The organism is Sporosalibacterium faouarense, assembly GCF_016765695.1.
Taxonomy (GTDB): Bacteria; Bacillota; Clostridia; order Tissierellales; family VENL01; genus Sporosalibacterium; species Sporosalibacterium faouarense.
In genome coordinates, this window is record NZ_JAETGO010000088.1 from 12,028 (window position 1) to 34,794 (window position 22,767).

At 30.7% G+C, this 22,767-nt stretch carries 24 protein-coding genes; 4 read left to right on the forward strand and 20 right to left on the reverse strand.

Features of this window, described 5'->3' with window-relative positions:
- Positions 1–24 precede the first annotated feature (24 nt).
- The 10 genes from JMO20_RS16400 to yedF form a co-directional block, all read right to left on the reverse strand.
- A complete protein-coding gene (locus tag JMO20_RS16400; RefSeq protein WP_202710790.1) occupies positions 25–2,100 on the reverse strand; it encodes a sensor histidine kinase in 2,076 nt (691 codons plus the stop codon).
- On the reverse strand, positions 2,075–2,761 hold the full coding sequence (locus JMO20_RS16405; RefSeq protein WP_202710791.1) for a response regulator transcription factor: 687 nt from the start codon (positions 2,759–2,761) through the stop codon (positions 2,075–2,077). The genes JMO20_RS16400 and JMO20_RS16405 overlap by 26 nt, the downstream gene beginning before the upstream one ends.
- 315 nt (positions 2,762–3,076) lie before the next feature.
- Positions 3,077–3,304: a 30S ribosomal protein S18 gene (gene rpsR / locus JMO20_RS16410; protein WP_202710792.1), complete on the reverse strand. Its 228-nt coding sequence runs from the start codon at positions 3,302–3,304 to the stop codon at positions 3,077–3,079.
- A gap of 15 nt (positions 3,305–3,319) precedes the next feature.
- Positions 3,320–3,796: a single-stranded DNA-binding protein gene (locus tag JMO20_RS16415; RefSeq protein ID WP_202710793.1), complete on the reverse strand. Its 477-nt coding sequence runs from the start codon at positions 3,794–3,796 to the stop codon at positions 3,320–3,322.
- A gap of 19 nt (positions 3,797–3,815) precedes the next feature.
- Complete coding sequence (gene rpsF, locus JMO20_RS16420) at positions 3,816–4,100, reverse strand: 30S ribosomal protein S6 (RefSeq protein ID WP_202710794.1); 285 nt, start codon at positions 4,098–4,100, stop codon at positions 3,816–3,818.
- Between the two features lie 165 nt (positions 4,101–4,265).
- Entirely contained in the window at positions 4,266–5,447 is a 1,182-nt protein-coding gene (locus JMO20_RS16425) for an aminotransferase class I/II-fold pyridoxal phosphate-dependent enzyme (protein ID WP_202710795.1), read from the reverse strand.
- Between the two features lie 109 nt (positions 5,448–5,556).
- The gene (locus JMO20_RS16430) at positions 5,557–5,763 is read right to left on the reverse strand and encodes a DUF951 domain-containing protein (RefSeq protein WP_202710796.1); all 207 of its coding nucleotides are present in this window, start codon (positions 5,761–5,763) and stop codon (positions 5,557–5,559) included.
- A gap of 11 nt (positions 5,764–5,774) precedes the next feature.
- Positions 5,775–6,638 (reverse strand): mechanosensitive ion channel family protein, encoded by an 864-nt coding sequence (locus JMO20_RS16435; protein WP_341534051.1) that lies wholly within the window; start codon positions 6,636–6,638, stop codon positions 5,775–5,777.
- Between the two features lie 22 nt (positions 6,639–6,660).
- Positions 6,661–6,924 carry a putative Se/S carrier protein gene (locus tag JMO20_RS16440; RefSeq protein WP_202710797.1) on the reverse strand — a complete coding sequence of 88 codons (264 nt, stop codon included), beginning with the start codon at positions 6,922–6,924 and terminating at the stop codon, positions 6,661–6,663.
- 196 nt (positions 6,925–7,120) lie between these two features.
- Positions 7,121–7,714 carry a sulfurtransferase-like selenium metabolism protein YedF gene (gene yedF, locus JMO20_RS16445; RefSeq protein ID WP_202710798.1) on the reverse strand — a complete coding sequence of 198 codons (594 nt, stop codon included), beginning with the start codon at positions 7,712–7,714 and terminating at the stop codon, positions 7,121–7,123.
- A 413-nt stretch (positions 7,715–8,127) separates the two neighbouring features.
- Between yedF and JMO20_RS16450 the strand changes: the two genes are divergently transcribed.
- From JMO20_RS16450 to JMO20_RS16465, 4 genes are all read left to right on the forward strand, one after another.
- The gene (locus tag JMO20_RS16450) at positions 8,128–8,535 is read left to right on the forward strand and encodes a hypothetical protein (protein ID WP_202710799.1); all 408 of its coding nucleotides are present in this window, start codon (positions 8,128–8,130) and stop codon (positions 8,533–8,535) included.
- Positions 8,532–8,915 (forward strand): DUF2089 domain-containing protein, encoded by a 384-nt coding sequence (locus JMO20_RS16455; protein WP_279380162.1) that lies wholly within the window; start codon positions 8,532–8,534, stop codon positions 8,913–8,915. Before JMO20_RS16450 ends, JMO20_RS16455 begins: the two co-directional genes overlap by 4 nt.
- A 64-nt stretch (positions 8,916–8,979) precedes the next feature.
- A complete protein-coding gene (locus tag JMO20_RS16460) occupies positions 8,980–10,344 on the forward strand; it encodes a DUF4097 family beta strand repeat-containing protein (RefSeq protein WP_202710800.1) in 1,365 nt (454 codons plus the stop codon).
- 21 nt (positions 10,345–10,365) lie between these two features.
- Positions 10,366–10,743: an SHOCT-like domain-containing protein gene (locus tag JMO20_RS16465; RefSeq protein ID WP_202710801.1), complete on the forward strand. Its 378-nt coding sequence runs from the start codon at positions 10,366–10,368 to the stop codon at positions 10,741–10,743.
- 49 nt (positions 10,744–10,792) lie between these two features.
- Here the strand turns inward: JMO20_RS16465 and JMO20_RS16470 are convergent, their stop codons facing one another.
- The 10 genes from JMO20_RS16470 to JMO20_RS16515 form a co-directional block, all read right to left on the reverse strand.
- Complete coding sequence (locus JMO20_RS16470) at positions 10,793–11,422, reverse strand: LiaI-LiaF-like domain-containing protein (RefSeq protein WP_202710802.1); 630 nt, start codon at positions 11,420–11,422, stop codon at positions 10,793–10,795.
- A gap of 13 nt (positions 11,423–11,435) precedes the next feature.
- The gene (locus JMO20_RS20670; RefSeq protein ID WP_202710803.1) at positions 11,436–12,134 is read right to left on the reverse strand and encodes a CvpA family protein; all 699 of its coding nucleotides are present in this window, start codon (positions 12,132–12,134) and stop codon (positions 11,436–11,438) included.
- 21 nt (positions 12,135–12,155) lie between these two features.
- Positions 12,156–13,259 carry a DUF5711 family protein gene (locus tag JMO20_RS16480; RefSeq protein WP_202710804.1) on the reverse strand — a complete coding sequence of 368 codons (1,104 nt, stop codon included), beginning with the start codon at positions 13,257–13,259 and terminating at the stop codon, positions 12,156–12,158.
- Positions 13,260–13,327: 68 nt separating this feature from the next.
- Positions 13,328–14,371, reverse strand: coding sequence for a YkvI family membrane protein (locus tag JMO20_RS16485; RefSeq protein ID WP_202710805.1), 1,044 nt, complete (start codon positions 14,369–14,371; stop codon positions 13,328–13,330).
- A 67-nt stretch (positions 14,372–14,438) separates the two neighbouring features.
- Complete coding sequence (locus JMO20_RS16490; protein ID WP_243414809.1) at positions 14,439–15,230, reverse strand: HAD-IIA family hydrolase; 792 nt, start codon at positions 15,228–15,230, stop codon at positions 14,439–14,441.
- A gap of 179 nt (positions 15,231–15,409) precedes the next feature.
- Positions 15,410–17,128 (reverse strand): NADH-dependent [FeFe] hydrogenase, group A6, encoded by a 1,719-nt coding sequence (locus tag JMO20_RS16495; RefSeq protein WP_202710806.1) that lies wholly within the window; start codon positions 17,126–17,128, stop codon positions 15,410–15,412.
- Positions 17,121–18,416: a complex I 51 kDa subunit family protein gene (locus JMO20_RS16500; protein ID WP_202710807.1), complete on the reverse strand. Its 1,296-nt coding sequence runs from the start codon at positions 18,414–18,416 to the stop codon at positions 17,121–17,123. The genes JMO20_RS16495 and JMO20_RS16500 overlap by 8 nt, the downstream gene beginning before the upstream one ends.
- Before the next feature lies 1 nt (position 18,417).
- Positions 18,418–18,849, reverse strand: a complete 432-nt coding sequence (locus tag JMO20_RS16505) for an NADH-quinone oxidoreductase subunit NuoE family protein (RefSeq protein ID WP_202710808.1) — start codon at positions 18,847–18,849, stop codon at positions 18,418–18,420.
- Positions 18,850–18,862: 13 nt separating this feature from the next.
- The gene (locus JMO20_RS16510; RefSeq protein ID WP_202710809.1) at positions 18,863–19,222 is read right to left on the reverse strand and encodes a (2Fe-2S) ferredoxin domain-containing protein; all 360 of its coding nucleotides are present in this window, start codon (positions 19,220–19,222) and stop codon (positions 18,863–18,865) included.
- A 231-nt stretch (positions 19,223–19,453) separates the two neighbouring features.
- Positions 19,454–22,123, reverse strand: a complete 2,670-nt coding sequence (locus JMO20_RS16515; protein ID WP_202710810.1) for a sigma 54-interacting transcriptional regulator — start codon at positions 22,121–22,123, stop codon at positions 19,454–19,456.
- Positions 22,124–22,767 lie beyond the last annotated feature (644 nt).

A 22,767-nucleotide genomic window follows, 5' to 3' on the forward strand; every position in this document is an offset into this window, starting at 1 on the left:
TTGAAGATTTATTAATAAATTATATTACTTCCATTTTGGAAGTATCACTATTGCTTTGAACAAATCTCCATCTATTGCTATATTAAAGTTGCCTCCTTGTAACTCAATTAAGCTTTTTGCAATAGAAAGTCCTAATCCACTTCCTTGACTTGTCCTCGATTCATCTCCCCTAGTGAATCTTTCCATAAGCTCGTCTTCAGATATATTTAATTCATATGCAGATATATTCTTTATCGTTAAAGATACTTGATTGCCCAAATCTTTTATATCTATATATACCCTTGATTTTTCTAGAGCATACTTAAATATATTTGATAATAGATTTTCTATGGAGCGCCATATTAACTTACCATCAGCCCTCATAAACACTTTATCATTTGGATAGTTTATCTTAAAATCTAACTTTGATTCCTTAATCTTATCATCTAATTCTCCTAATCCTTGTGTTATGAGTGAAATTATATCAATCTTTTCATAATTAACTGGGACATTTCCACTAGTTACCTTAGACGCTTCAAATAAATCATCTGTTAAAGTTTTTAGTCTTTGAGCCTTTCGTTCTAATATTCCTGTATATTCATTTACCTTCGTTGTATCTTTCTCATTCTTCAATAAATCTATATAGGTTATAATAGATGTAAGAGGTGTTCTTATATCGTGAGAAACATTACTTATAAGTTCTGTTTTTAACCTCTCACTTTTGAGTTCGTTATCAACGGCTTTACTCAAGCCATCGGTTATACTATTAATATTGGATGCAAGTTCACCAAACTCTCCATTATTTTTGACGTTAATTTTGTGATAAAGGTTCCCATTTTTAACCTCTTCTACTCCTTGTTTTATAGAATTAAATTCCTTAACCTTTTTTAATGCAAGCCATACTGCAACACCTATAGTCACCGGAAACATGAAAAATGTTAACGCTACTAATATCGGATAGCCTATGACAATTAGTATAATTTTAACTCCCACACTTCCACTGTTATAAAGGTCTTTTACAAATTTTGCTATTCTTAGTCCTATATTATATATAAAAGTATGCCTTAAAAATGTTTTATTTTTAATATGCTTTATTAACGACATAAACAGTAATAGCCCTAAACTACTAAAGACTATAGTAATAGGTATGACTACTTCATATGCTCTATAATACCCTATTGTATTCATAAATCCAACCCATGAAAAAAGAACTATTCCACAAAGTATCAAATTAATATCCACGTATAGTCTATCAAAGGTATTAAGGTGTAACTTCTTATCCTGTGAATTTCTACCAATGACAACTAATAAATAGATTAAAGCTAATAGGAAAGCTAATGCAAGCCCTAAAATCCAATACAAACTTTTCATAGCCAACTCTTTGTCATATATCCATTTATTCATCTCTGTCTCCAAGTAATCATCAGTTAAGGCAATATATATTGAATCCTTTGATCTCTCTATCCCAAAGCTATTGGATTTAATCCAATAATTTATTTGACTCTCTTTAACTTCCTTTGGATAAACCTCTCCATCATACATACTTAAAATAACATAAGATGGAAATGACTTGAAATAGTCTTTTGTTGTACTAGACGAATTTGTTAATACACCATTTTTATTTTTATAGCAATACACAATACCTTCACTTTTCTCTAGTTTTCGCAAAATATTATTGTAATTGTCCAAGTCCTCTTCAATTATATCATTTTTAATATCTTCTATCTCTTTTTCATATTCTTCTTGAAAAATTTTATAGTTTTCTGCACGAGATAAATTTGGATCATACTTAATCGAATTGTTTCTAAATCTGTAGAAGAGCTCTGTTTCTCTTCTCTCAATCTCTTCTTTATTAATAGTTTTGCCTTCCTTAATATATTCTTCATTTTTATATTTGGCATTAAGATAAATCAAATTGTTTATAGTAGAACTAACTTCATTTCTAAATTCATATCCCTCGAAATAATTATTTTCATAAATAATACCCAAACCGCTATTTTCATTTTTTAAATCATAATTTATAAGGACACCTAAGGCTCCACTAAAGGAAACTACTACAATTAGAAATGCTATTGTCTTTGCTATACAAGAATAACTAAATTTTTTCAATCTTGTACCCAATTCCCCACACCACCTTTAAATATTTTGGTTCTTTAGGATTAATTTCTATCTTCTCTCTTATCTTCCTTATATGAACCGCTACTGTATTTTCTGGATTATAAGCAGTTTCTTTCCATACTTTTTCATAGATTTCATCTATTGAAAATACACGTCCCGCATTTTCTGTAAGGAGCTTCAATATTTTATATTGAACTGGTGTAAGTTGTACATCCTCTCCATCAACAGTTATAGATTTACTTTCATCATCAATTATCAAGCCACCGGTTTTAAAAACATTCTTTTTTTCTTCAAAGCTACCTAATGATGTATACCTTCTAATCTGAGATTTAACTCTAGCTATAAGCTCTAATGGATTAAATGGTTTGGTTATATAATCATCAGCCCCCATATTTAAACCCATTATCTTATCTGTATCCTCTGATTTGGCTGATAGTATTATAACTGGAATATTTCTATCTTCTCTTATCTTCATTGTTGCTCTAAGTCCATCCATTTTAGGCATCATTATATCTATTAATATCAAGTGAATTTCTTTATCTTCGATGATTTCAAGAGCTTCTAAACCATTATAAGCTTTAAATACCGTATACCCTTCATTTTCTAAGTAAATTTGGATAGCATCTACTATTTCTCTTTCATCATCACATACTAGTACATTCATGTTCAATCACCCCAAACATTAATTTGTACATATTATACCACACCCCCCTATTAACTATTAACTTAAGAATTTTGTATAATTACGACTTAAGTATAATTTTGTATAAAATTTTACTACGTAATTTCCTTAACTTTCTTAATTTAATAATAACAACTAATTCTTAAGATATATCTGATGAATTTCTTAAGATTTTCTTAAGATTAATTTTTTATATAGTCTATATGATATCTGAAAACAAACACAAAAGCGACGAATATATATTCGTCGCTTTTGTGGCAAATAAAAAGAAGTGGTTTCCCACTTCTAATTTTAATATTATTCAGCTGTGTATGGTAAAAGGGCAACGTTTCTTGCTCTTTTAATCGCTCTAGTCAATTGTCTTTGGTGAATTGCACAGTTTCCAGAAATTCTTCTAGGTAATATTTTACCTCTCTCTGTTACATATTTCTTAAGTTTGTTTAGTTCTTTGTAATCAATTTTTTCTACATTGTCTACACAGAAATTACAAACTTTTCTTCTCTTTCTAAAATTTCTTTTAGCCATTCTCTTTCCCTCCTTCTAGAACGGAATATCTTCATCATCTACTGGTTGAAAACCATCTGTATCTATTCCACCCATTCCGTGGTCATTATTATTATTTCTATCTGAATTTGAATATCCTCTTGAATTATTATTATTATTGTTATTGTTGCTGTCTCCCCATTCAAGGAACTGTACCTTCTCTGCAACTACTTCAGTTACATATACTCTTTGTCCTTGATTATTGTCGTATGATCTAGTTTGTATTCTTCCTTGGACAGCAACCAATTTGCCTTTATTTAGATAAGTTGCACAGTTTTCAGCTGGTCTTCCCCATACCACTATACGTGGAAAATCTGCGGTCGGTTTTCCTTGCTGTTCCATCTGTTGCTTCTTCTCTCTAGGCAGATCTTTATCTATAGCCATAGTAAAACTCGCTACAGCAGTTCCATTTCCTGGTAAAAATCTCAATTCGGGGTCTGCGGTTAATCTGCCAACTAGTGTAACATTATTCATTTAATAACCCCCCTAATAATTACTCTTCTTCTCTAACTACCATGTGTCTAACAACATCATCAGTTATCTTAGCAATTCTGTCTAATTCATTAACTGAATCTGCACCTGCTTCGAAGTTTACTACTATATAGTATCCTTCTTTATAATCATTTATCTCATAGGCAAGCTTTCTACTTCCCCATTCGTCGACACTGTCAACGGAACCATTCTCTTCGATTATTCCTTTAAATCTTTCCATTATACTATTTCTTTTTTCTTCTTCAGTATCCGGTGCAAAAATAATCATAGCTTCATATTTTTTCATCAATTTCACCTCCCTTTTGGACTAACGGCTCTAAAAAAGAGCAAGGAACATACAACAACGATTTATTATACCACTAAACAGTATATATATCAAGGTATTTTGAAAAAAGCTGTAAAGAAATCTTCTAAAGCAACGATTTATTTACAGCTTCTCTTTCAAATTCTACTATAGCATTTCTTTTATTGTTTCGGCTAATCTTTTAATTCCTACAACTATTCTTTCCTCGTCCATATTAGAATAGTTAATTCTCATGGTGTTTTCGTTTCCTCCATTTGGAAAGAATGATCCTCCAGGAACAAATGCAACCTTTTTTTCTATGGCTAACTTAGCTAATTCTCTTGCATTGATATGCTCTGGAAGTGTTACCCAAGTAAACAAACCACCCTCTGGTTTTGTAAAGTCAACCCCTGCTGGAAATTCTTCTTCCATCGTTTTTAACATTAAGTTCCTTCTTCTTCTATATACATCAATTATTTTCTTAATGTGTTCATCTAAATCGTATTTTTCTAAGAATCTATTAAGCTGCATCTGTGATATAGTGCTAGTTTGCAAATCTACACCCTGTTTAACTAAGATATATTTATTGATAACAGCTTTATCTGCAAATGTCCAACCTAGCCTAAAGCCTGGACAAAAGGTTTTTGAGAAAGTTCCAAGGAATACTACTCGACCTTCTGTATCAAAACTCTTAACTGATGGTGGTATTTCTCCTTCAAACCTTAATTCACCGTATGGATTATCTTCAACTATTGGAAGATTATATTTATTAGCTATTTCGATAAGCTTCTTCCTTCTTTCTACCGTCCAAGTTCTACCAGAAGGATTTTGGAAATCTGGAACTACATATATAACTTTTATTCTGTCAGTAGTCTTAATTATTTCCTCTAAATCTTTCATTATCATTCCCGAATCGTCTGTTGGCACTTCAACAAAGGTGGGCTGATACTGCTTGAATGCACCTAATGCTCCAAGATAACTAGGACTTTCACATAATACAACATCTCCTGGGTCTAAAAAAACTTTTCCAGTTAAATCTAAACCCTGTTGAGATCCACTAGTTATAAGTATATTTTCTGCATCAGCCTCTATCCCAAATTTATCCATTCGTTTAACTATTTTCTCCCTGAGAGGAAGGTAGCCTTCAGTCGTGCTATACTGTAACGCTTTAGTACCTAACTCATCTAATACTTCAATAGATGCCTGCTTAATTTTCTCTACTGGGAAAAGTTCTGGAGCTGGAAGCCCCCCAGCAAATGAAATAACTTCCGGATTTTCAGTAAGCTTGAGAATCTCACGAATTTCACTGGCTTTTATTCTATCCATTCGCTTTGAAAAATTTAAATTCACCTAATACACCCCCAAAAAATTTAGAACAATAAAAAAACGTTTTCCTACAGTACTAGTTTACTATTTTTCATTGAAATTGTCTATTTATTCTATTAATATTTTAATTTTTTTACTTGCTTTCTTCTGAGCCACTTTGACTTAAAATCTTTTTAACCTTCTTTACAAAATCCCTTCTAGGCACCCAAACTTGTCTTCCACAGCCTAGACATTTTATTCTAAAGTCAACTCCAATTCTCATAACTTCCCATCTGTTTTCTCCACAAGGATGGGCTTTCTTCATCTGCACTACATCCCCTACATTGTATTTAACTTGCATCCTACTACCTCCTAACTTTCCTTATTAATTACAACTCTCCTTGGGTAAGGAATCTCTATATTCTTTCTATCAAATTCTTCTTTTATTCTTTTTCTCATTTCTCTTTCTACTGCCCACTGCTCCATGGGTTTGGTTTTAGCAATTATGGATATGACTATGTCCGAACTTCCAAGACTAGAAACTCCTAAAACTGTTGGTCCCTCAACTATACGGTCATCATTCTTAGCTATATCTTCACATAATCCTTTTAGAACAGTCAGTGCATTCTCTATATCTTCTTCATAGGCTATACTTACATCAACCCAAGCTCTCATTGATCCCCTGCACCTATTAGTAACTGCTGTTATATTTCCATTAGGTACTATATGTAAATCTCCGGAAAAGGCTCTAATTTTAGTAGTTCGTAATCCAATCTCCTCAACTATACCTTCGAATTCTCCTGTTTTAATAAAATCCCCTACTGAATATTGGTCTTCAAATAATATAAAAAATCCTGTGATAACATCTTTTACTAAACTTTGAGCTCCAAAACCTATAGCAATACCTCCAACACCTGCTGCAGCTAAGACTGAAGCTGGAGTTATTCCAAATAATTCTAGTATTGGCACTATTGCAATAAAGTATATCGCATATCTTGATATACTTTTAAGAATAGCAGCTAAGGTATTAGCTTTCCTATCTTCCATTTTATACTTAAAATCTCTCTGTTTTTTGAAAAATTTATCAATAACAACAGACACTATTTTAATAACTATCCTAGTTATTATTAGAATAATAATTATTTTTATCATTTTTTCTAATATTGTCATATCTTGAGAGTTAGTTCCAAACCTTGAGACTACCTTACTAAAAGTATTTACTATTGATTCCTTCACTAAAACACCTCCAGATGAATTTTTAAACTTCTGTAACTATCTTATCTGATAACATCTTCTTGACTTCGTATATACCCTTTATGTCCAAAGCAATATCACCTATAATCTTCCTTACTTTCTCTAAGTCTTCCGTCGCAAATCTTATTGAAAGACCGCAACTTGCAGTTATTTCCCTAGGGGTAGGTATAGTTCTAATATCTAATCCTTTTTCATTTAACACTTTTTCGCCTTTTATTGCATGATGAGTGGAGTTAAATGTTATAACACAGTATTGTTCTTCTTTCATATAAATCACTCTTTCTCTTTCAATATATTTTAAATTAATTCTTAAATACTCTTAGAGGTCTATAACAAATTTAATTATACCATAAGTCAGTTGCAAAAAAAATACTAGCAAAAGCTAGTATTTCAAATATCAAAATTACATATTAAATCTTCTCTATTAATTATAAAATTCATTATTTCAAATGTTTTCACAAAGCTTAGAGCTTTATAGTATTTGTTGCATTTTTCATCTTCTCAACTATAGTATACATGTTTGTTACTTCACCAATCTGCAATTTATCTGCAATCCCATAGTAATCTAGGCAAGTTCCACATGATAATATTTCTACACCATTTTCTTCTAAAGTTTTTAAATCCTCTATAGACTTTGATCCTTGAGTTGTAAGTTTTACTCCACTATTTAAAAAAACTAAAGTTGATGGATATGGAGTGGATTCTGTAAGAGTGTATATAAAACCTTTCATTAAAATATCTCCTAGCTCTTCTCCTCCTTCACCCATTCTGTTGCTTCCAAATACAATCGTCATATCCTTAAGTGTGTCTGGTATACACACTTCTGTTTCTTGACTTCCTTCTCCTTTAGTTATATGTACGTAGAAATGCCCTTCTTTAGTTTTGTCCACTTCGTACTCAAAGTTTAAGCTTTTAGCAAGTTTGGATACATTCTCCTTTGCAACTTCATTATCCACTATACAACTTATAGTACCTTCATTTATTTCTTCTAAAGCTTTCTTAGTCATTATTACTGGTTTAGGGCAGTTTTGTCCTCTAGCATCTACTTCTTTTCTCATATTTTCTCCTCCTTTATATTCAGATTTTCTTATACTCGTTGCTCCTATATTTAATAGTATACTAGTTTATTATTGGCTATAGTTGTACTATAGATAAGAATTATGCATATGGCTTTTCTCATAAGCATTATCTATAGTATATCTTTCTTATACATTAACTACCTTTTCTTAATGCTTACATCTGAGTTATAAATTATAAAGTTTTTTTCCTTAGATTTAAATTTCAAATTAATATTTTTGATATTATTATTAATTTTCTTAAAATTTATATTGACAATAATAAAAATCAGTAATAATATATAAGTATAAGTTAATATTATTAAAAAAGTTCAAACTAATATTAAATATATACAAACATAATATCAATTTATATTATACCCAATAATTAATTTTCTTAAAAGGGGGGGAATGTTTTGAATAATGACATTATGTCCATAATAGAACAGTTAAAATCAGAACAAATATCTACTAAGAAAGCTATAGACTTAATCAAAAATTATGACCCAAATAATGACTATGAAATAAGAAAGAAAGCTTCAAAGCTAAAAATTTTAATTATTGATAAAGGAGAAGGTAAGACTATTCGAATACCTGCTATACCTTTCTGGTTGATTACCTCATTAGGAAATATGGGGTTAAAAATTGGTAAATTTGCAGCTAAACGGTCAGATACTATCGATGATGAAACCAAAGAATATCTAAATGTTTTAGATGACATTGACTTAAGGGAAATCTTTGAAGAATTAAAGTCCCATGGACCATTTGAATTAGTCAATGTTGAGGAAGAAGATGGGGATATGGTTAAGATATCTATATTATGATTAGAAAGGGTGTTATTATGAAAAAAGAAGCTATTGGTAGATGTCCAGTCTGTGACCATGGAATGGATATCACTAAATTACACTGTGATTACTGTAATACAACTATTGAAGGTAAGTTTTCATTATGTAAATTTTGCAAGTTAAAAGACGAACAAAAGTTTTTTGTGGAAGTTTTTATAAAAAATAGAGGAAATATTAAAGAAATTGAAAAAGAGCTTGGTATTTCTTATCCTACAGTTAGAAATAAGCTTGAAAATGTGATTGAGGCATTAGGCTATAATGCTAAATACACTCCTAAGGTTGATAAAAAAGATATATTAAATAAGCTTAGTTCAGGTGAAATAACTGCTGAAGAAGCTGTTAAGCTATTGAAAGAATAATTTAGTTCACAAGTAAATAATTTAAAAGATAAGAATAATATTTATATTTCGGGGAGGGTTTAAGTTGAAAGATGAGAGAATGATGATTTTGGCAATGTTAGAAGAAGGAAAGATATCTAGTGAAGAAGCTTCCAAACTTATTGAAGCACTTGATGAAGCAGAGTTAAAGGAATTAAAAACATTAAATTTTAATAACAGTTCCTCTGAAGAAGCGACTTCTACATCTAAAGTAACCGATGAAAATAAAATAAATTCCACTAAAAATAACTGGGAAGATACCTTCGAAAGAAAGATGGAAAAGTTCGGTGAGAAGATGGAAAGCAAATTCGGAAAAGATTTTGAAGAAAAAATGGAAAGAACCGGAGAAAATCTCGGTGAAAAGATGGGTAAGCTTGGTGAAAATATTGCTGAAGGTACAATGTCTTTTACAGATAAAATACTTGATCTAGTGGATAATATTGTCGACAATACTTCATTCACTAACTTATTTGGAAGCTATGAAACTATAGAAGAAAAATTAGAAAAGGACATTTCACAAATTGATGATGTTGAATTAGTTTTCGAAGCTGTAAATGGTAAAATAGCTTTAATGCCTTGGAAAGGAGACAAGGTTGTTGTAAAAGCAGTATGTAATATCAAAAAAAAGGATTTAGATATTAAAGAATCTATTTACACTATTGTTGAAGAGGGTAATAAAGTTATCTTTAAACCTATCTATACTAGTAATATTGGTACTAAGCTTACTGTAAATTTACCTGAAAAAGATTATAAAAAGATTAAGGCTCATACTACTAATGGTAAAATACAAGCTGATAATATTACTTCCAATGATTTAATTTTAAATACGACTAATTCATCAATTATTTTATCACATATTGATACAAAAGACCTTTATCTAAGCACTAAGAATGGGAGAATTATAATAGATAATACAAATGGCGAAAGATTTTCATTAAATACTGCTAATTCTACAATTGATCTTAAAGAATCTAGCTGCGAAGCTATAGAAGCTATTACTAAAAATGCAAGAATTCTTTTGGAGAACTTGAAAAGTACAACAATTAAAGCTAAAACTACAAATGGATCAATTAATATGACTAATTGTGCTACTACTTCAATTAATGCTATTACTTCTAATAGTAAAATACTTTTAGATAATATTGATACTGACTTAATTAATGATGTTTATGCACAAACAACTAATTCATCTATAGATGCTTCATTTAAGCATACTGATGCGTTATTTAATATTGATGCAAAAACTTCTATGGGACATATAAATGTTAATATTCCAAATCTTATTTATGAATTAAACGATCAAAGACAACTGGGTTCTAAAAAAATATTAGCACATAGTCCTGATTATTCAAGGGATAAGGGTATTAAAATAGTTGCAAACACTTCAAATGGATCAATTAAAATTCAATAAATTTCTTAGGGGGTTTTGTAAATGAGTGAATATTTAAAAGAGGAAAAAATGGAAATACTAAAAATGATTGAATCTGGTAAAGTTAGTTCAAAGGATGGATTAGAGCTTTTAAATGCACTTGAAGATAAAGCTGAAGCAATTCCTGTAAGCTCTGCTAAATGGTTGAAAGTAAGAGTATTTGATCCAGATGATAAAACGAAAGTAAATGTGAATATTCCTATTGCTTTAGTAGATATAGGACTTAAGTTTGCAACAAAATTCTCTCCTGAATTAAAGGATTCTAGCCTTGATGGAGTTGATTTTAGGGAAATAGCTGAAGCTATTAAGAACGGCGCTCATGGTAAAATTGTTGATATAGAGAGTGAAAATGGGGAAAAAGTTGAAATAATAGTGGAATAAAAAGACTCAAGTATTCTTTTAATCTTAAAAGGAAGGGAACCCCTTCCTTTTATTTATGTCTTATATTATTGTATATAATTCTTATACCTATTAATATTAGAATAATTGGCCAAGCATAGGTTATTATTTCCCAAAAATTATCTTTTATAATATCATGGTTCATTAAGTAAAATAGTCCTGATAGTGCAATTAGAATTGTACCTGGTATCAAAGGCCATTTGCTGCTATATTTTCTAGTTTCTATAAAATAAATCATATAAAATGCTCCACCTACAGCAATAAAGAAGGCCCAATCCATATCTACTGTAAAAACTTCTTTAATAAGAATGAATATTCCAAAGGTCATCAAAAAACAAGCTGGATAAATAAACCCACTAATCTTTTTAGTAAAGTATAATATTAGAAAGACTACTCCCAAACCAGTCATAAACATAAAACCTTCTAGGTCTATAGATGTTGATAAATGACTTTCTACTAACGATGAACCTCCTATTACTAACATAATCATACCTAACACAAGATAGAAACTATTTCGCTCAGTGTAATATCTTATAAGAAGTACTGTACCTATAGCTACTATTAATAGGTCTGTTAAAGCCAAATTTTGATTCGCTAGCAGGATCACAACTCCTATTAGTATCAGAACAGCCCCTAATGTATAGTCTCTTTTTTTTGTCATAAAATACCCCCATTTAAATTTTTAAGAATCCTCTTTCTTTAAGGAAGCCTATAATGATATTATTTGAATAAAAAAACTCGCCCAAAGTGGAATGATAGGTTTGACTAGCAATAGTCCCTTCTGGAGAAATAATTATAAAAGGAGTTAGTATAGTAAAGATGATAAATATAATTAAAACTCCCTTAATAACTCCCAGAAACAATCCTGATGTCTTATTAACTGTATTTAGAATTGGTAGCTTAGATATTTTATTTGCTATATTAACAATTAATACTAATACCATTCTCGCAAGTATAAAAATTACAACTATACTAATTATATTAATAAATAAATGTGACAATGTATCAGAAATATAATTTCCTGCCGATGAGGTTAATCCTTCCATATTATTTTGAGCCTCAACACTTTTAGTCATTCCATCCTGGAGAACCCTTGGTATTTTAAAGTAATCCATTATTGAGCTAAAGCTATTACTATCATAAAGAGAGTCGATAAAACCACTAACTTTTTCTGATAATTTATCATTTATAAAATTTGAAAAGTTTGTATTCTTAACAATAAATTCTGCTACTATAGGATAATATATTTTAGCTATTATAGCTGCAAGAATATATCCAACTAAATCAAAGGCTGTAATAATAAAGCCTTTAATCATTCCTTGAACTCCACTAAATAAAATTATTATTATTATAGCAATATCTATCCATGACACTTTTATACACCTCTATTAATTTTAAACTCTTTTCATTATTTTAATCTTATCCTGTAGTAATACATATATATATTTGTTACTTAATTCAATATCCTTTATATCTCCAGAAAAATTATGCTCCATATATTGGTCTCCTGAACTAATTCCAATTATCTTATCCCCACCATATAATAGTATGTTTTTTCCTGCTATTTTTATTTTCGAATATTCAGTATTGACCTTTATTCTATACTCTGTTCTACCATCAAAATCTATACTTTCAAGGTACCCTTTATTTCCACCAGTTAATACTATTATTTTACCTTGCTCAGTGTCAACTGCTACATCCCAAATATCCCCATCAATACTTCTATTCCAAAGCAATTCTTTATTCTTTGTAATACAATATATTTTCTTATCAGTTATTAAAATTATAGTGCCTTTATTTGTTGCTACAACTTCTTGAATAATTTCATCTTCAAAGCTATCCTCCCATACCATTTCTCCAGATAGAGAATGCTTAGATAAACTACTTATTAAGCTAGATTCATCAACTTTAATTATAGAAGTTAAATATTCATTTGTTTCATTCAGAAAATCTACTGATACAACTTGTCCATTTTCTGCTTGTTCTTTAATAAGATGCTTTCCTGAATTATTAAATATATCTAAAATACTATTGCCATTTTCACTTGTACTAATTACAGTTAATAAACTATCTCCTACCTTTATGTTATTAATACTTTTATTCAATTCATATTCCCAAATCAGTTCTCCATCTATATCAAATACTTTTATCCTACCATTAGCTTTATTCACAGTATATATTTTCTCATTTTTAATTTTAACAATTGAGCTATTATCAATTTGAGCTATATTCTTAGCATCTCCATCTAAATCATAAGTACTAATTGTTGTATCATTGACCAAAACAACTTTATCGTTTAATATATCCATATCAGCATTTTGAGTTAAGTTTACTTCTATTTGCATTTTTGACTCAAGCTCTCCATTATTATTAGAGATAAACTCCTTAAGCTTGCTTCTTATGCTACCATTAGAAATTATTACTAATAGTGCGATAAAAACAAGTATTACTCTACCAATTTTCTTCTTTTGTACTTCTTCTCGTTCACTTTCTCTCAACTTTTCTCCCTCCTTACTTCATTAATTCTCTCAGTAAAGATAAATTCCTGCCTTAATTTTAATATACTTTATATTAATCTTCTAAGTATGAAATTACCTATTATTATAAATAACATAAAAGATCCTATGTATCCAAAGATTGGATAAAGATTAGTAACCAAGTTTGCAAAACCTAGCTTAGCCAGAGGAATTGAAACTATACAAAATACTACTGCTAATAATCTTTGATTGGTATTTAAGAAAGAAGATGCTCTCCTAACAAAGCCAAATCCATTGGCCACAGCTGTAGTAAACATAGAACACCATAGAATTAATGTGTATATTATACTACCATTTTTCCCAAGACTACCGGCTATTTTCAACATTGGAATCTCTAATTTACATATATCTGTGTATAGAATCAACGTAGGTATTATTATAAATAATGCTAACAACCCTAACCCTAGTCCACCCATAATACCACCTTTGATTGCAGCATTCCTTGTATGAATTATCGGTAATAACGATGTCATAATTACAATGGCAGATATGCTATTATAGCTGACATAAAGTATAGAAGATGTAATCCAATTACCTGTCTTTGTTATCTCTGCTCCATTGTAATTACTAAAAACTACCCCTTCTCTTAGAATGACCATTACTCCCATAGTAGTTATTCCTATTAATAGCAATGGAACCAAAATTGAATTAACTGTAGTTATTCCTTTAACGCTAAACATAAATGTTAAAAGAGCACATATACTCATTATATAAATTCCTACATTATAGGATATATGAAACTGCTGATGAAATATTGCTCCACTGCCTGCGAGCATAACGCAGAAGCTTGTAAAAAGAAATAAAGTGATAATAAGCTCTATTCCTTTACCTAATCTACGACCAAAGAGAGGCAAGAGGAACTCCTCATATCCCTCTATTTTATTTTTATAAACCCTATTTAAAACTATTGCTCCTATTGATGAAAAAAGTATTGTAGCAATAATCAAACCGAAAATTCCTCTGTAGCCATATATACTAAAAAATTGAACAATTTCCTGTCCTGATGCAAATCCTGCGCCGATGATCGTACCTATGTAAACACTAGCTATTTTTCCCCAGCCTTTACTTTCCATATATAAGCCTCCTTATTTTCACTATTTAATTGTATGAATCAAGAGGCTTGTTCTATAATACTTTTTTCTATTTAATTGTATTATATATATCTGCTATAGAATTAACAACTAAGTCTGGCCCTATTGGAGATTTGTCTAAATCTCCCTGCTTAGTTTCTCCCGATAATACTAGAACCGTATTTACTTCACTATTTATTCCTGTAGCTATATCTGTATATAATCTGTCTCCAACAATGCAAAGTTCTTCCTTAGTTAGCCCTGTTTTTTGGAATATACCTTCAATTATTTCTTGATTTGGCTTTCCAATAATTTTAGGTTCTACCCCTGTAGATGCCTTTATCATTTCTATCATGGCTCCACAGTCTGGCATAAATTTTCCACCTTCTAAAGGACAATTAATATCAGGATGGGTTGCTATAAAAGGCATTCCTTCTCTTATATAGTCACATGCTTTCCATAATTTCTTATAATTCAAGTCCGTATCAAAACCTAGTACAACAAAGTCTGGAGCAATACTTCTATTATTTACAATATTAAATCCATATCTAATAAACTCCTGTTCTAGCTCCTCCGTACCTAGTAAATATACGTTTTTCTTGGTACTGTTGTTATCTATATATATACAAGTTGCCTCTCCAGAAGTAAATATGTCCTTCTCCTCTACCTCTATTCCTAACCTATTCAGCTTTATTTTATATTCCATTGCACTCTTAGAAGAATTATTAGTCATAAATAAAAATTTCTTATTTTGCTCTCTTAGTAAATCTATAAATTCCTTGGCTCCATTAATAAGCCTATCTCCTAAGTAAATTGTTCCATCCATATCAAGTACAAATCCTTTTATATTTTTTAAGTCCAATTACATCACCTCATTTATTAGTTTCCAATTCTTTGTATGATTTAATTATATATGATACTTCAATATTCATCTACTTTCTTGATTTGATCAATATATAATTTATTCAAAAATTCCTCTATAAATAGGGGTGGGTACTGGAACAGTTGTTTACCAGTACCCAATATATCAATTATGGAGTTTTAGCTTCTTGAATGATAATGTGTATGAAGTAATTTATGGGATTTTTCTCCCAAGGGCTCTTTGAGAAATTCCTCATATAATATATTTACAACTGGATTTTCATGGGATTTTCTCAACTCAGAAAGTGTATCTACATTATAGATAGCCTCTATTCTTTTTTCTTTAACTTCATTAGTTCCAGGTATTGGCTGACCACCGCCACCTATACATCCACCTGGACAACACATTATCTCAATAAAATGATAATTTGCTTTTCCTTCCTTCACTAAATCTAAGATTTTCCTTGCGTTTTCTAAACCATTTGCTACTGCAACATTAACCTCTAAATCTCCAACATTTACAGTTGCCTCTTTTGAACCTGCTAGACCACGTAAATCTTTAAAATCTATATTTTCTAGTGTTTCCTTAGTTACAACTTCATATACAGTCCTTAATGCAGCTTCCATTACCCCTCCTGTAGCACCAAAAATTGCAGCTGCACCTGTTGATATGCCCAGTGGATCATCAAAATTTTCTTCTTCTAATTCATTTATCTGAATCCTCGACTCTTTAATCATTCTGCCTAATTCCCTAGTAGTTAAAACTATATCCACATCTTGATACCCACTATCATTCATCTCTTTCCTAACTGCTTCTGCTTTTTTAGCTGTACATGGCATGATAGATACTACAACAACATCCTTTGGATCCAATCCTTCTTTCTCTGCATAATAAGATTTTGCTAATGCTCCAAACATCTGCTGAGGAGATTTACAGCTTGATACATTATCTAATAATTCAGGATAGAAATATTCTATATATCTTACCCATCCTGGACTACAAGATGTAAACATCGGCAATTTGCCGCCATTATTTAACCTATGGAGAAGCTCATGTCCTTCTTCAATTATAGTTAAATCAGCGGTAAAATTAGTATCAAATACCTTATTAAATCCAATTCTCTTTAAGAAAGCAACTATGTTACCAGTTACTATGCTCCCAGGATCTTGCTCAAATTCTTCTCCTAGTGAAACTCTAATAGCTGGTGCTATTTGTACTACCACATGCTTTCTTCCATCTTCTAATGCATCCCATACTTTATCTATATCGTTTTTCTCGTATATTGCACCTACAGGACAGACATTTATGCATTGACCACAATATACACAAGCGACTTCACTCAACTTCCTATTTAATGGAGTGCTAATCTTCATTTCGCTTCCTCTATTTATGTTATATATAGCTCCTACTCCTTGAACCTCATGACAAGCAGTTATACATCTTCCACATTTAATACACTTGCTTTCATCTCTAACTATAGATGGATTTGAATTATCTATTGGCAAAGATTTATTTATTTTTTCTAATTTTGTGTCTCTTATATTTAACTCCATACAGAGATTTTGCAATTCACAGTTCCCATTTCTCACACAGGCTAGACATTCTTGATTATGATCCGCTAAAATAAGATTTAAAATTGTCCTTCTAGCCTCACGAACTTTCTTGCTTCTAGTTTTTATTTTCATTCCTTTACTCACAGGTGTACAACAAGCAGCCACAAGATTTCTTTGGTTTTCTACTTCGACTACACACACTCTACAACTTCCTTTAACTGCTTGATCTGGGTGATAACATAGGGTTGGTATCCTTACATTAACCATTTTAGCAGCTTCAAGTATTGACGTTCCTTCCTCTACTAATACATTAACTCCATCAATGTTTATTTCAACCTTAGGCATTAGCTGCAACCCCCTTTTTCATTTTGCATTTTCCTACTTCACAACTTCCGTTAATATGATCTTCATACTCTTCTTTGAAATACTTAATAGTTGTTATTAAAGCAGTTGGTGCTGCTTGCCCAAGTCCACATAGGGAAGCTTCCTTCATTACATTGGATATTTCCTTAATTAACTCTAAATCTCTTTCTGTAGCTTCTCCTTCTGTAAATTTATTCAAAATTTTAATAATATGTCTATTCCCTTCTCTACAAGGAGTACATTTTCCACATGATTCATGATCGAAAAACTTTGTAGTATTTTTAACAAAGTCGGGTATACAAATAGAATCATCTACCACTAATATAGCTCCTGAACCTAACCCTATATTTAATTTGCTAAGTTCATCAAAGTCTAGCTTTGTATCTAATAATTCTTCTGGAAGACAGGCTCCAGATGAACCTCCTAATTGTACAAACTTAATTTTCTTATTTTCCTCTATTCCACCACAAACATCATATATTATTTCTTTTAATGATGTTCCAAACTCAATCTCATAGACTCCTTTATTCACAACACTACCTGAAACTGATATTAACTTTGTTCCCGCACTTGAGTCAGTTCCATAGTTCTTATATTCATCAGCACCTAATTCCATTATTATAGGTATATTAGCTAGTGTCTCAACATTATTGACTAAAGTAGGTTTTCCCCATAGTCCTTTATTAGGTGGATAAGGAGGTTTAAATCTAGATCTGCCAGGATTTCCTTCTATTGATTCTATTAATGCGGTTTCCTCTCCACAAACATAAGCTCCAGCTCCTGATCTAACTTCAATATCAAAGCTAAAATTCTGACCTATTATATTATTTCCTAATATCCCCTCTTCCCTAAGAATGTTTAATGCCTTTACTAAAATTTCCTTTGATTTTGGATACTCTCCTCTTATATATATATATCCTTTAGTTGCTCCTATAGCATATGCACCTATAATCATTCCTTCAATAACTTGAAAGGGACATCCATCTAGAAGAATTTTGTCCTTAAATGTTCCTGGTTCTCCTTCATCAGCATTACAAATAATATATTTTTCATCCTTTTCTTCCATTGCAACAAATTTCCATTTTAATCCTGTTGGGAATGCTGCTCCACCTCTACCCCTAAGTGATGATTTAGTAACTTCATCAATTACTTCCTTAGGAGTCATATTAAACAATGCTTTCTCGAGTCCTTTAAATCCTCCATTGTTTTTATATTCTTTTATAGATAAAGGACTTATTTTCCCACAGGCTCTAGAAATTAAATTAACCATATTAATTCCCCTCCTTTCGTAACATTTCAACCAATTCTCTAATTTTCTCTTTATTTAATCCCCCATATACTTCATTATTTATTTTTACTGCCGGTGCTATGTCGCATGCTCCTATGCAGCTTGTGAATTCCAATGAGAATTTTTTATCTTCCGTTACTTCCCCCATTTTAATTCCTAATTCTTCTTCGAATATTGTTGCTATATTATTCGCCCCTTGTATATAACAAGGTCCACTATTACATATTTGAACTACATATTCTCCCCTTTCCTTTGTTGAAAGCATGGAGTAGAAGCTAGCCACTCCATGCACTTTACTCAATGATACTCCTAATTCTTTAGATATTTCCTCTAATTTATCTTCGGAAATATAATGACCTTTAGAATTTTTCTGTACATTGATTAAGGTTTCAATTAACTTATCTTTCCCAATCATTTTACGCACCCCCTTAGTTTTTTAAAAGCCAATCCTCAATATTTTCATTATATAAAGAATGTGATATTACTATAGCTTTTGCCATTTTTGCATCCACGAGCTCATAGGTGTATCTCTCACCATCTGAGGTAAAAATATCTAATAATGGTTCCTTCGAACATAATCCAATACATCCCGTGGTTTCAATGATTACATCATCTATTTCAGCTTCTGATATTACTTCTTGAAGGGCTTTTAATACACTACCTGCTCCTACACTAACACTACATTTTGAGTATCCTAAAACAGCTCTTATTTTTCCTTTTTTTCGCTTTTCCCTTATATTTTCTTCAGCTGCTTTTCTCAGTCTTTGATACATTTCTAAATCTGTCATTTCTAACCCCCCAATCATTATTTACTAATATAAGTTGCATATAGCGTGCCAAATCATAAATTAGTTTAAAGATTTTTTCATATATCTTTACCATGACTTAAAAAGATTGTTAATTTACTAACGTTGCCTACAAAACTTTATCTAGTCATATAATAAAAAATAAAGGAGCCACATTAGAATGTGACTCCTTTAAGACTAATATATTTATTTATTTTTAATGCAGTTTTGCATTTAATTATGCTCTAGCGCATCATTTTTAATATATTTTTGTATCTTTCTTACCACAGTGGATTGATTTATATTTAAAGCTTTAGCCATCTCGTATGTCGTTCCATATTTAGCATATGCTTTCTCTACAAGCTTTTTTTCAACTATTTCTACGGCTTCTTTTATAGGAATAATTCCTTCCACCATTATTCCTTGGTAAACTCCACTACCTTCATTATATAAAAATAAAGGTAAGTCTTTTTCATCAATAATATTCTTAGTAGTAGTAACTATTAATCTCTCAATTATATTTTCTAATTCTCTTATATTACCTGGCCATGTATAATTTAATAAAACCTTTTCAACCTCTGAAGTAATATCTTTATTACAGGAATACTTTTTATTAAAATATTTTATAAAATGATAGCACAAAGGTATTATATCCGATTTTCTATTTCTTAGAGGAGGAATTTCTATGGGTACAACGTTTAATCTATAGTATAAATCCAATCTAAAGTTACCCTCCATTGCCATTTTGTAAAGATCTCTATTAGTAGCAGCAATAACTCTAGTATCAACATTCTTCTCTTTAGTTCCTCCTATACGTACTATTTTCTTTTCTTGAAGAAATCGCAAAAGCTTGACTTGTAAGTTTAATGGCAACTCTCCAATTTCATCTAGAAAAAGAGTTCCTTCATGGGCCAATTCTATCAATCCAGGTTTCCCTTTACTTCTGGCTCCTGTAAAGGCTCCTGTCTCATATCCAAAGAGCTCTGACTCTATTAAATTTTCTGGAATAGCACCACAGTTTATTTTAACAAAGGGCTTATCTTTTCTGTCACTTAGATTCTGTATAAACTTTGCTACTACTTCCTTTCCTACTCCTGATTCACCCAGTATTAGCACTGTAGAGTCAACCGTTGAAATATTACTTGATATTTGAAGAACTTCGCCAAACTCTTGACTATTTACTACTAAATTATTCGTGTTAAATTCTATTTTTTCTCTCTTACCTTTATCACTATTATGATACTTCTCTAATTTTTTAGTTTCTTCAAGCTGATTTCTCAATTTATTTAGTTCATTGATATCTCTGATATTGGTAACTACTCTTTTTATATTCCCATTTTCATCAAATATAGGAGTGGCAGTAGATAGAAAGTTTTTACCATCTTTCCCTTTTTGCATAAATGAGATTCTTCGCTTCTCTCTCAATGCCAGCATAGTTGCAGACGGAAATACTATATTTTTCTCTTCTATTTTCTGAACTGAAGTTTCTTCTTTATCATCAGAGTATCCAGTCATTCTTTTCCAAGCTCTATTTGTCTTCTGAACATTCCCATAACCATCTGTAACGACTAACCCGTCATAAGAAGATTGAATAATTGTTTCTAATTGTTCTTTTAACTCCGATATTTCATTAAATTTAATAGACAATTCGTCTAAAAGCTTAGTTTTTTTAGATAATAAATATGGAAAGCACATATCCACTTCAGCTATTCCTTGTAATACTGCTATTGCTTTTTCTCTACAAGTAGTGTAGCCACATGCTCCACAGTTAAGTTCGTCTTCTTTTGCAAATTTATTTGTTTGTCTTAATACCTCCTGAATTTCTTCTTCGGAAGGAAATGGCATGATACTTCTCTTATTTCTATATTTTCTAATAAAATCTGCATTTAATGCTATTTCTTTACTAGATTCTTGACTTTTATCATTAACTTCTATGGACTCTTCATAGTAATTTAAGATTCTATTTTTCTTTTCAAAGTGATTTAATTGAGAGTCTATTTTAGGACCTTCAATACATCCTTCACACATTAATATATCTGCTATTTTAATTGAAGTTCTACCATTTGAAAGTGCCTCTATTAATTTTAAGCATTCCTTATCACCTTCAATAAATGAATATTCAGTTTCTTTTAATTGCTTTGATATTTCTAAATTTACTAATAATCCTCCTGACAAAGGAAAAAGCTTTCCTTTTTTAGAGTAAATACTATCGAATGTGTCTTGTCTTGACCTATTTACATTGATTCCCTTTTCCTTAAACATTTCCTTTAATTCATCAAATGTTAATACCACATCAACGGACCTTCTAAATTGAGGTTCATCTGCTTCTGCTTTTTTTGCTACACAAGGACCTATAAATACAACCTTAACATCATCATTCTTATATTTCTCTTTTATTACTCTCCCTGTAGCAACCATTGGAGATACAAAAGGAAGCAAATATTTTATTAACTCTGGATAGTGCTTTTCTATCATTGATACAAAAGCTGGACACGATGAATTTAAATAAGTTTTTTTGGGATTAACCTTTATAAAATCATCAATTTCTCTAGCTAATAGCTCTGCCCCTATTGCAGTTTCCCATACCTCTGAGAAACCTAACTCTTTTATTGCACCTATGACTTTATTTACTTCGTTTTCTCCAAAGCTAGCAGCAAAGGACGGAGCTAAACAGGCAACGACTTTCTTATCTTTTTTTAAAATTTCTAAAGCTTTTCCTTTACTATCTAATACAATTTTGGCTCCTTGAGGACAGCTTTTTATACACTTACCACAGTTTATACATCTTGAATGTACTATCTGTGCTTGCCCATTGGTTATTTGTACGGCTTTAACCTGACAATTCCTAACACATGAGTAGCATTGCTTACATTTGTTTTGGGTTACACTAATGATATCTTGCATAATATCCTCCCCCTATAATCCCAAGTTTGTGACATCAAAAATAATACTTAAGTGATTTTTATTCTTTTACTAAAATAAATAATATAATTACTCCATTGTTTGTTATTTTTTCTACAATCTCCATTATAAAAAAAGCCCCCATTGTTTACTTTACATAATTTGCCTTACTTTAATTATACTAGAAATTTCTCTCTATACCAAATTTATAGTGAAAGTTAAAAGGTGTTTTTTGCTTTTTTATTTGAGTTTACAGAAAGAATCTATAATATTCAAATTATTTAGAAGTGGTGGTATCCTCAGCTACATAGATAAAGAATCTTTAAAAATCTCAATTTCTTTTTTTCTAGAAGTTCTATTTATCTTTTTCTCTGTTTTTTACTAATTCTAGTTAGTCTAAATTTTACTATATTTTTTTAGATTATACTTATTATTTTTAAATATACTTTATCATACTATTTATATAATAAAAAACACCAATCCAATTATTGGTGTTTTCTTCTTGTTTTTATACGATTTTTTATACGATGATTTGGTGTGAATCGCTTAGTTCGAGTAACACAATAATCATCCTAGAATTCTAATCAAAAAAATAAAACAATCCAGCGACGACCTACTCTCCCAGGCAGTTACCCACCAAGTACCAT

What these genes read in the sequence shown, in the direction of transcription:
- JMO20_RS16405 (WP_202710791.1), bottom strand. Translation starts at nt 2,761, where the DNA reads ATGAATGTACTAGTATGTGATGATGAAAGAGAAATAGTAGATGCTATC.
- rpsR (WP_202710792.1), bottom strand. Translation starts at nt 3,304, where the DNA reads ATGGCTAAAAGAAATTTTAGAAAGAGAAGAAAAGTTTGTAATTTCTGT.
- JMO20_RS16415 (WP_202710793.1), bottom strand. Translation starts at nt 3,796, where the DNA reads ATGAATAATGTTACACTAGTTGGCAGATTAACCGCAGACCCCGAATTG.
- rpsF (WP_202710794.1), bottom strand. Translation starts at nt 4,100, where the DNA reads ATGAAAAAATATGAAGCTATGATTATTTTTGCACCGGATACTGAAGAA.
- JMO20_RS16430 (WP_202710796.1), bottom strand. Translation starts at nt 5,763, where the DNA reads ATGCAAGTTAAATACAATGTAGGGGATGTAGTGCAGATGAAGAAAGCC.
- JMO20_RS16440 (WP_202710797.1), bottom strand. Translation starts at nt 6,924, where the DNA reads ATGAAAGAAGAACAATACTGTGTTATAACATTTAACTCCACTCATCAT.
- yedF (WP_202710798.1), bottom strand. Translation starts at nt 7,714, where the DNA reads ATGAGAAAAGAAGTAGATGCTAGAGGACAAAACTGCCCTAAACCAGTA.
- JMO20_RS16455 (WP_279380162.1), top strand. Translation starts at nt 8,532, where the DNA reads ATGATTAGAAAGGGTGTTATTATGAAAAAAGAAGCTATTGGTAGATGT.
- JMO20_RS16465 (WP_202710801.1), top strand. Translation starts at nt 10,366, where the DNA reads ATGAGTGAATATTTAAAAGAGGAAAAAATGGAAATACTAAAAATGATT.
- JMO20_RS16470 (WP_202710802.1), bottom strand. Translation starts at nt 11,422, where the DNA reads ATGACAAAAAAAAGAGACTATACATTAGGGGCTGTTCTGATACTAATA.
- JMO20_RS16485 (WP_202710805.1), bottom strand. Translation starts at nt 14,371, where the DNA reads ATGGAAAGTAAAGGCTGGGGAAAAATAGCTAGTGTTTACATAGGTACG.
- JMO20_RS16495 (WP_202710806.1), bottom strand. Translation starts at nt 17,128, where the DNA reads ATGCCTAAGGTTGAAATAAACATTGATGGAGTTAATGTATTAGTAGAG.
- JMO20_RS16500 (WP_202710807.1), bottom strand. Translation starts at nt 18,416, where the DNA reads ATGGTTAATTTAATTTCTAGAGCCTGTGGGAAAATAAGTCCTTTATCT.
- JMO20_RS16505 (WP_202710808.1), bottom strand. Translation starts at nt 18,849, where the DNA reads ATGATTGGGAAAGATAAGTTAATTGAAACCTTAATCAATGTACAGAAA.
- JMO20_RS16510 (WP_202710809.1), bottom strand. Translation starts at nt 19,222, where the DNA reads ATGACAGATTTAGAAATGTATCAAAGACTGAGAAAAGCAGCTGAAGAA.
- JMO20_RS16515 (WP_202710810.1), bottom strand. Translation starts at nt 22,123, where the DNA reads ATGCAAGATATCATTAGTGTAACCCAAAACAAATGTAAGCAATGCTAC.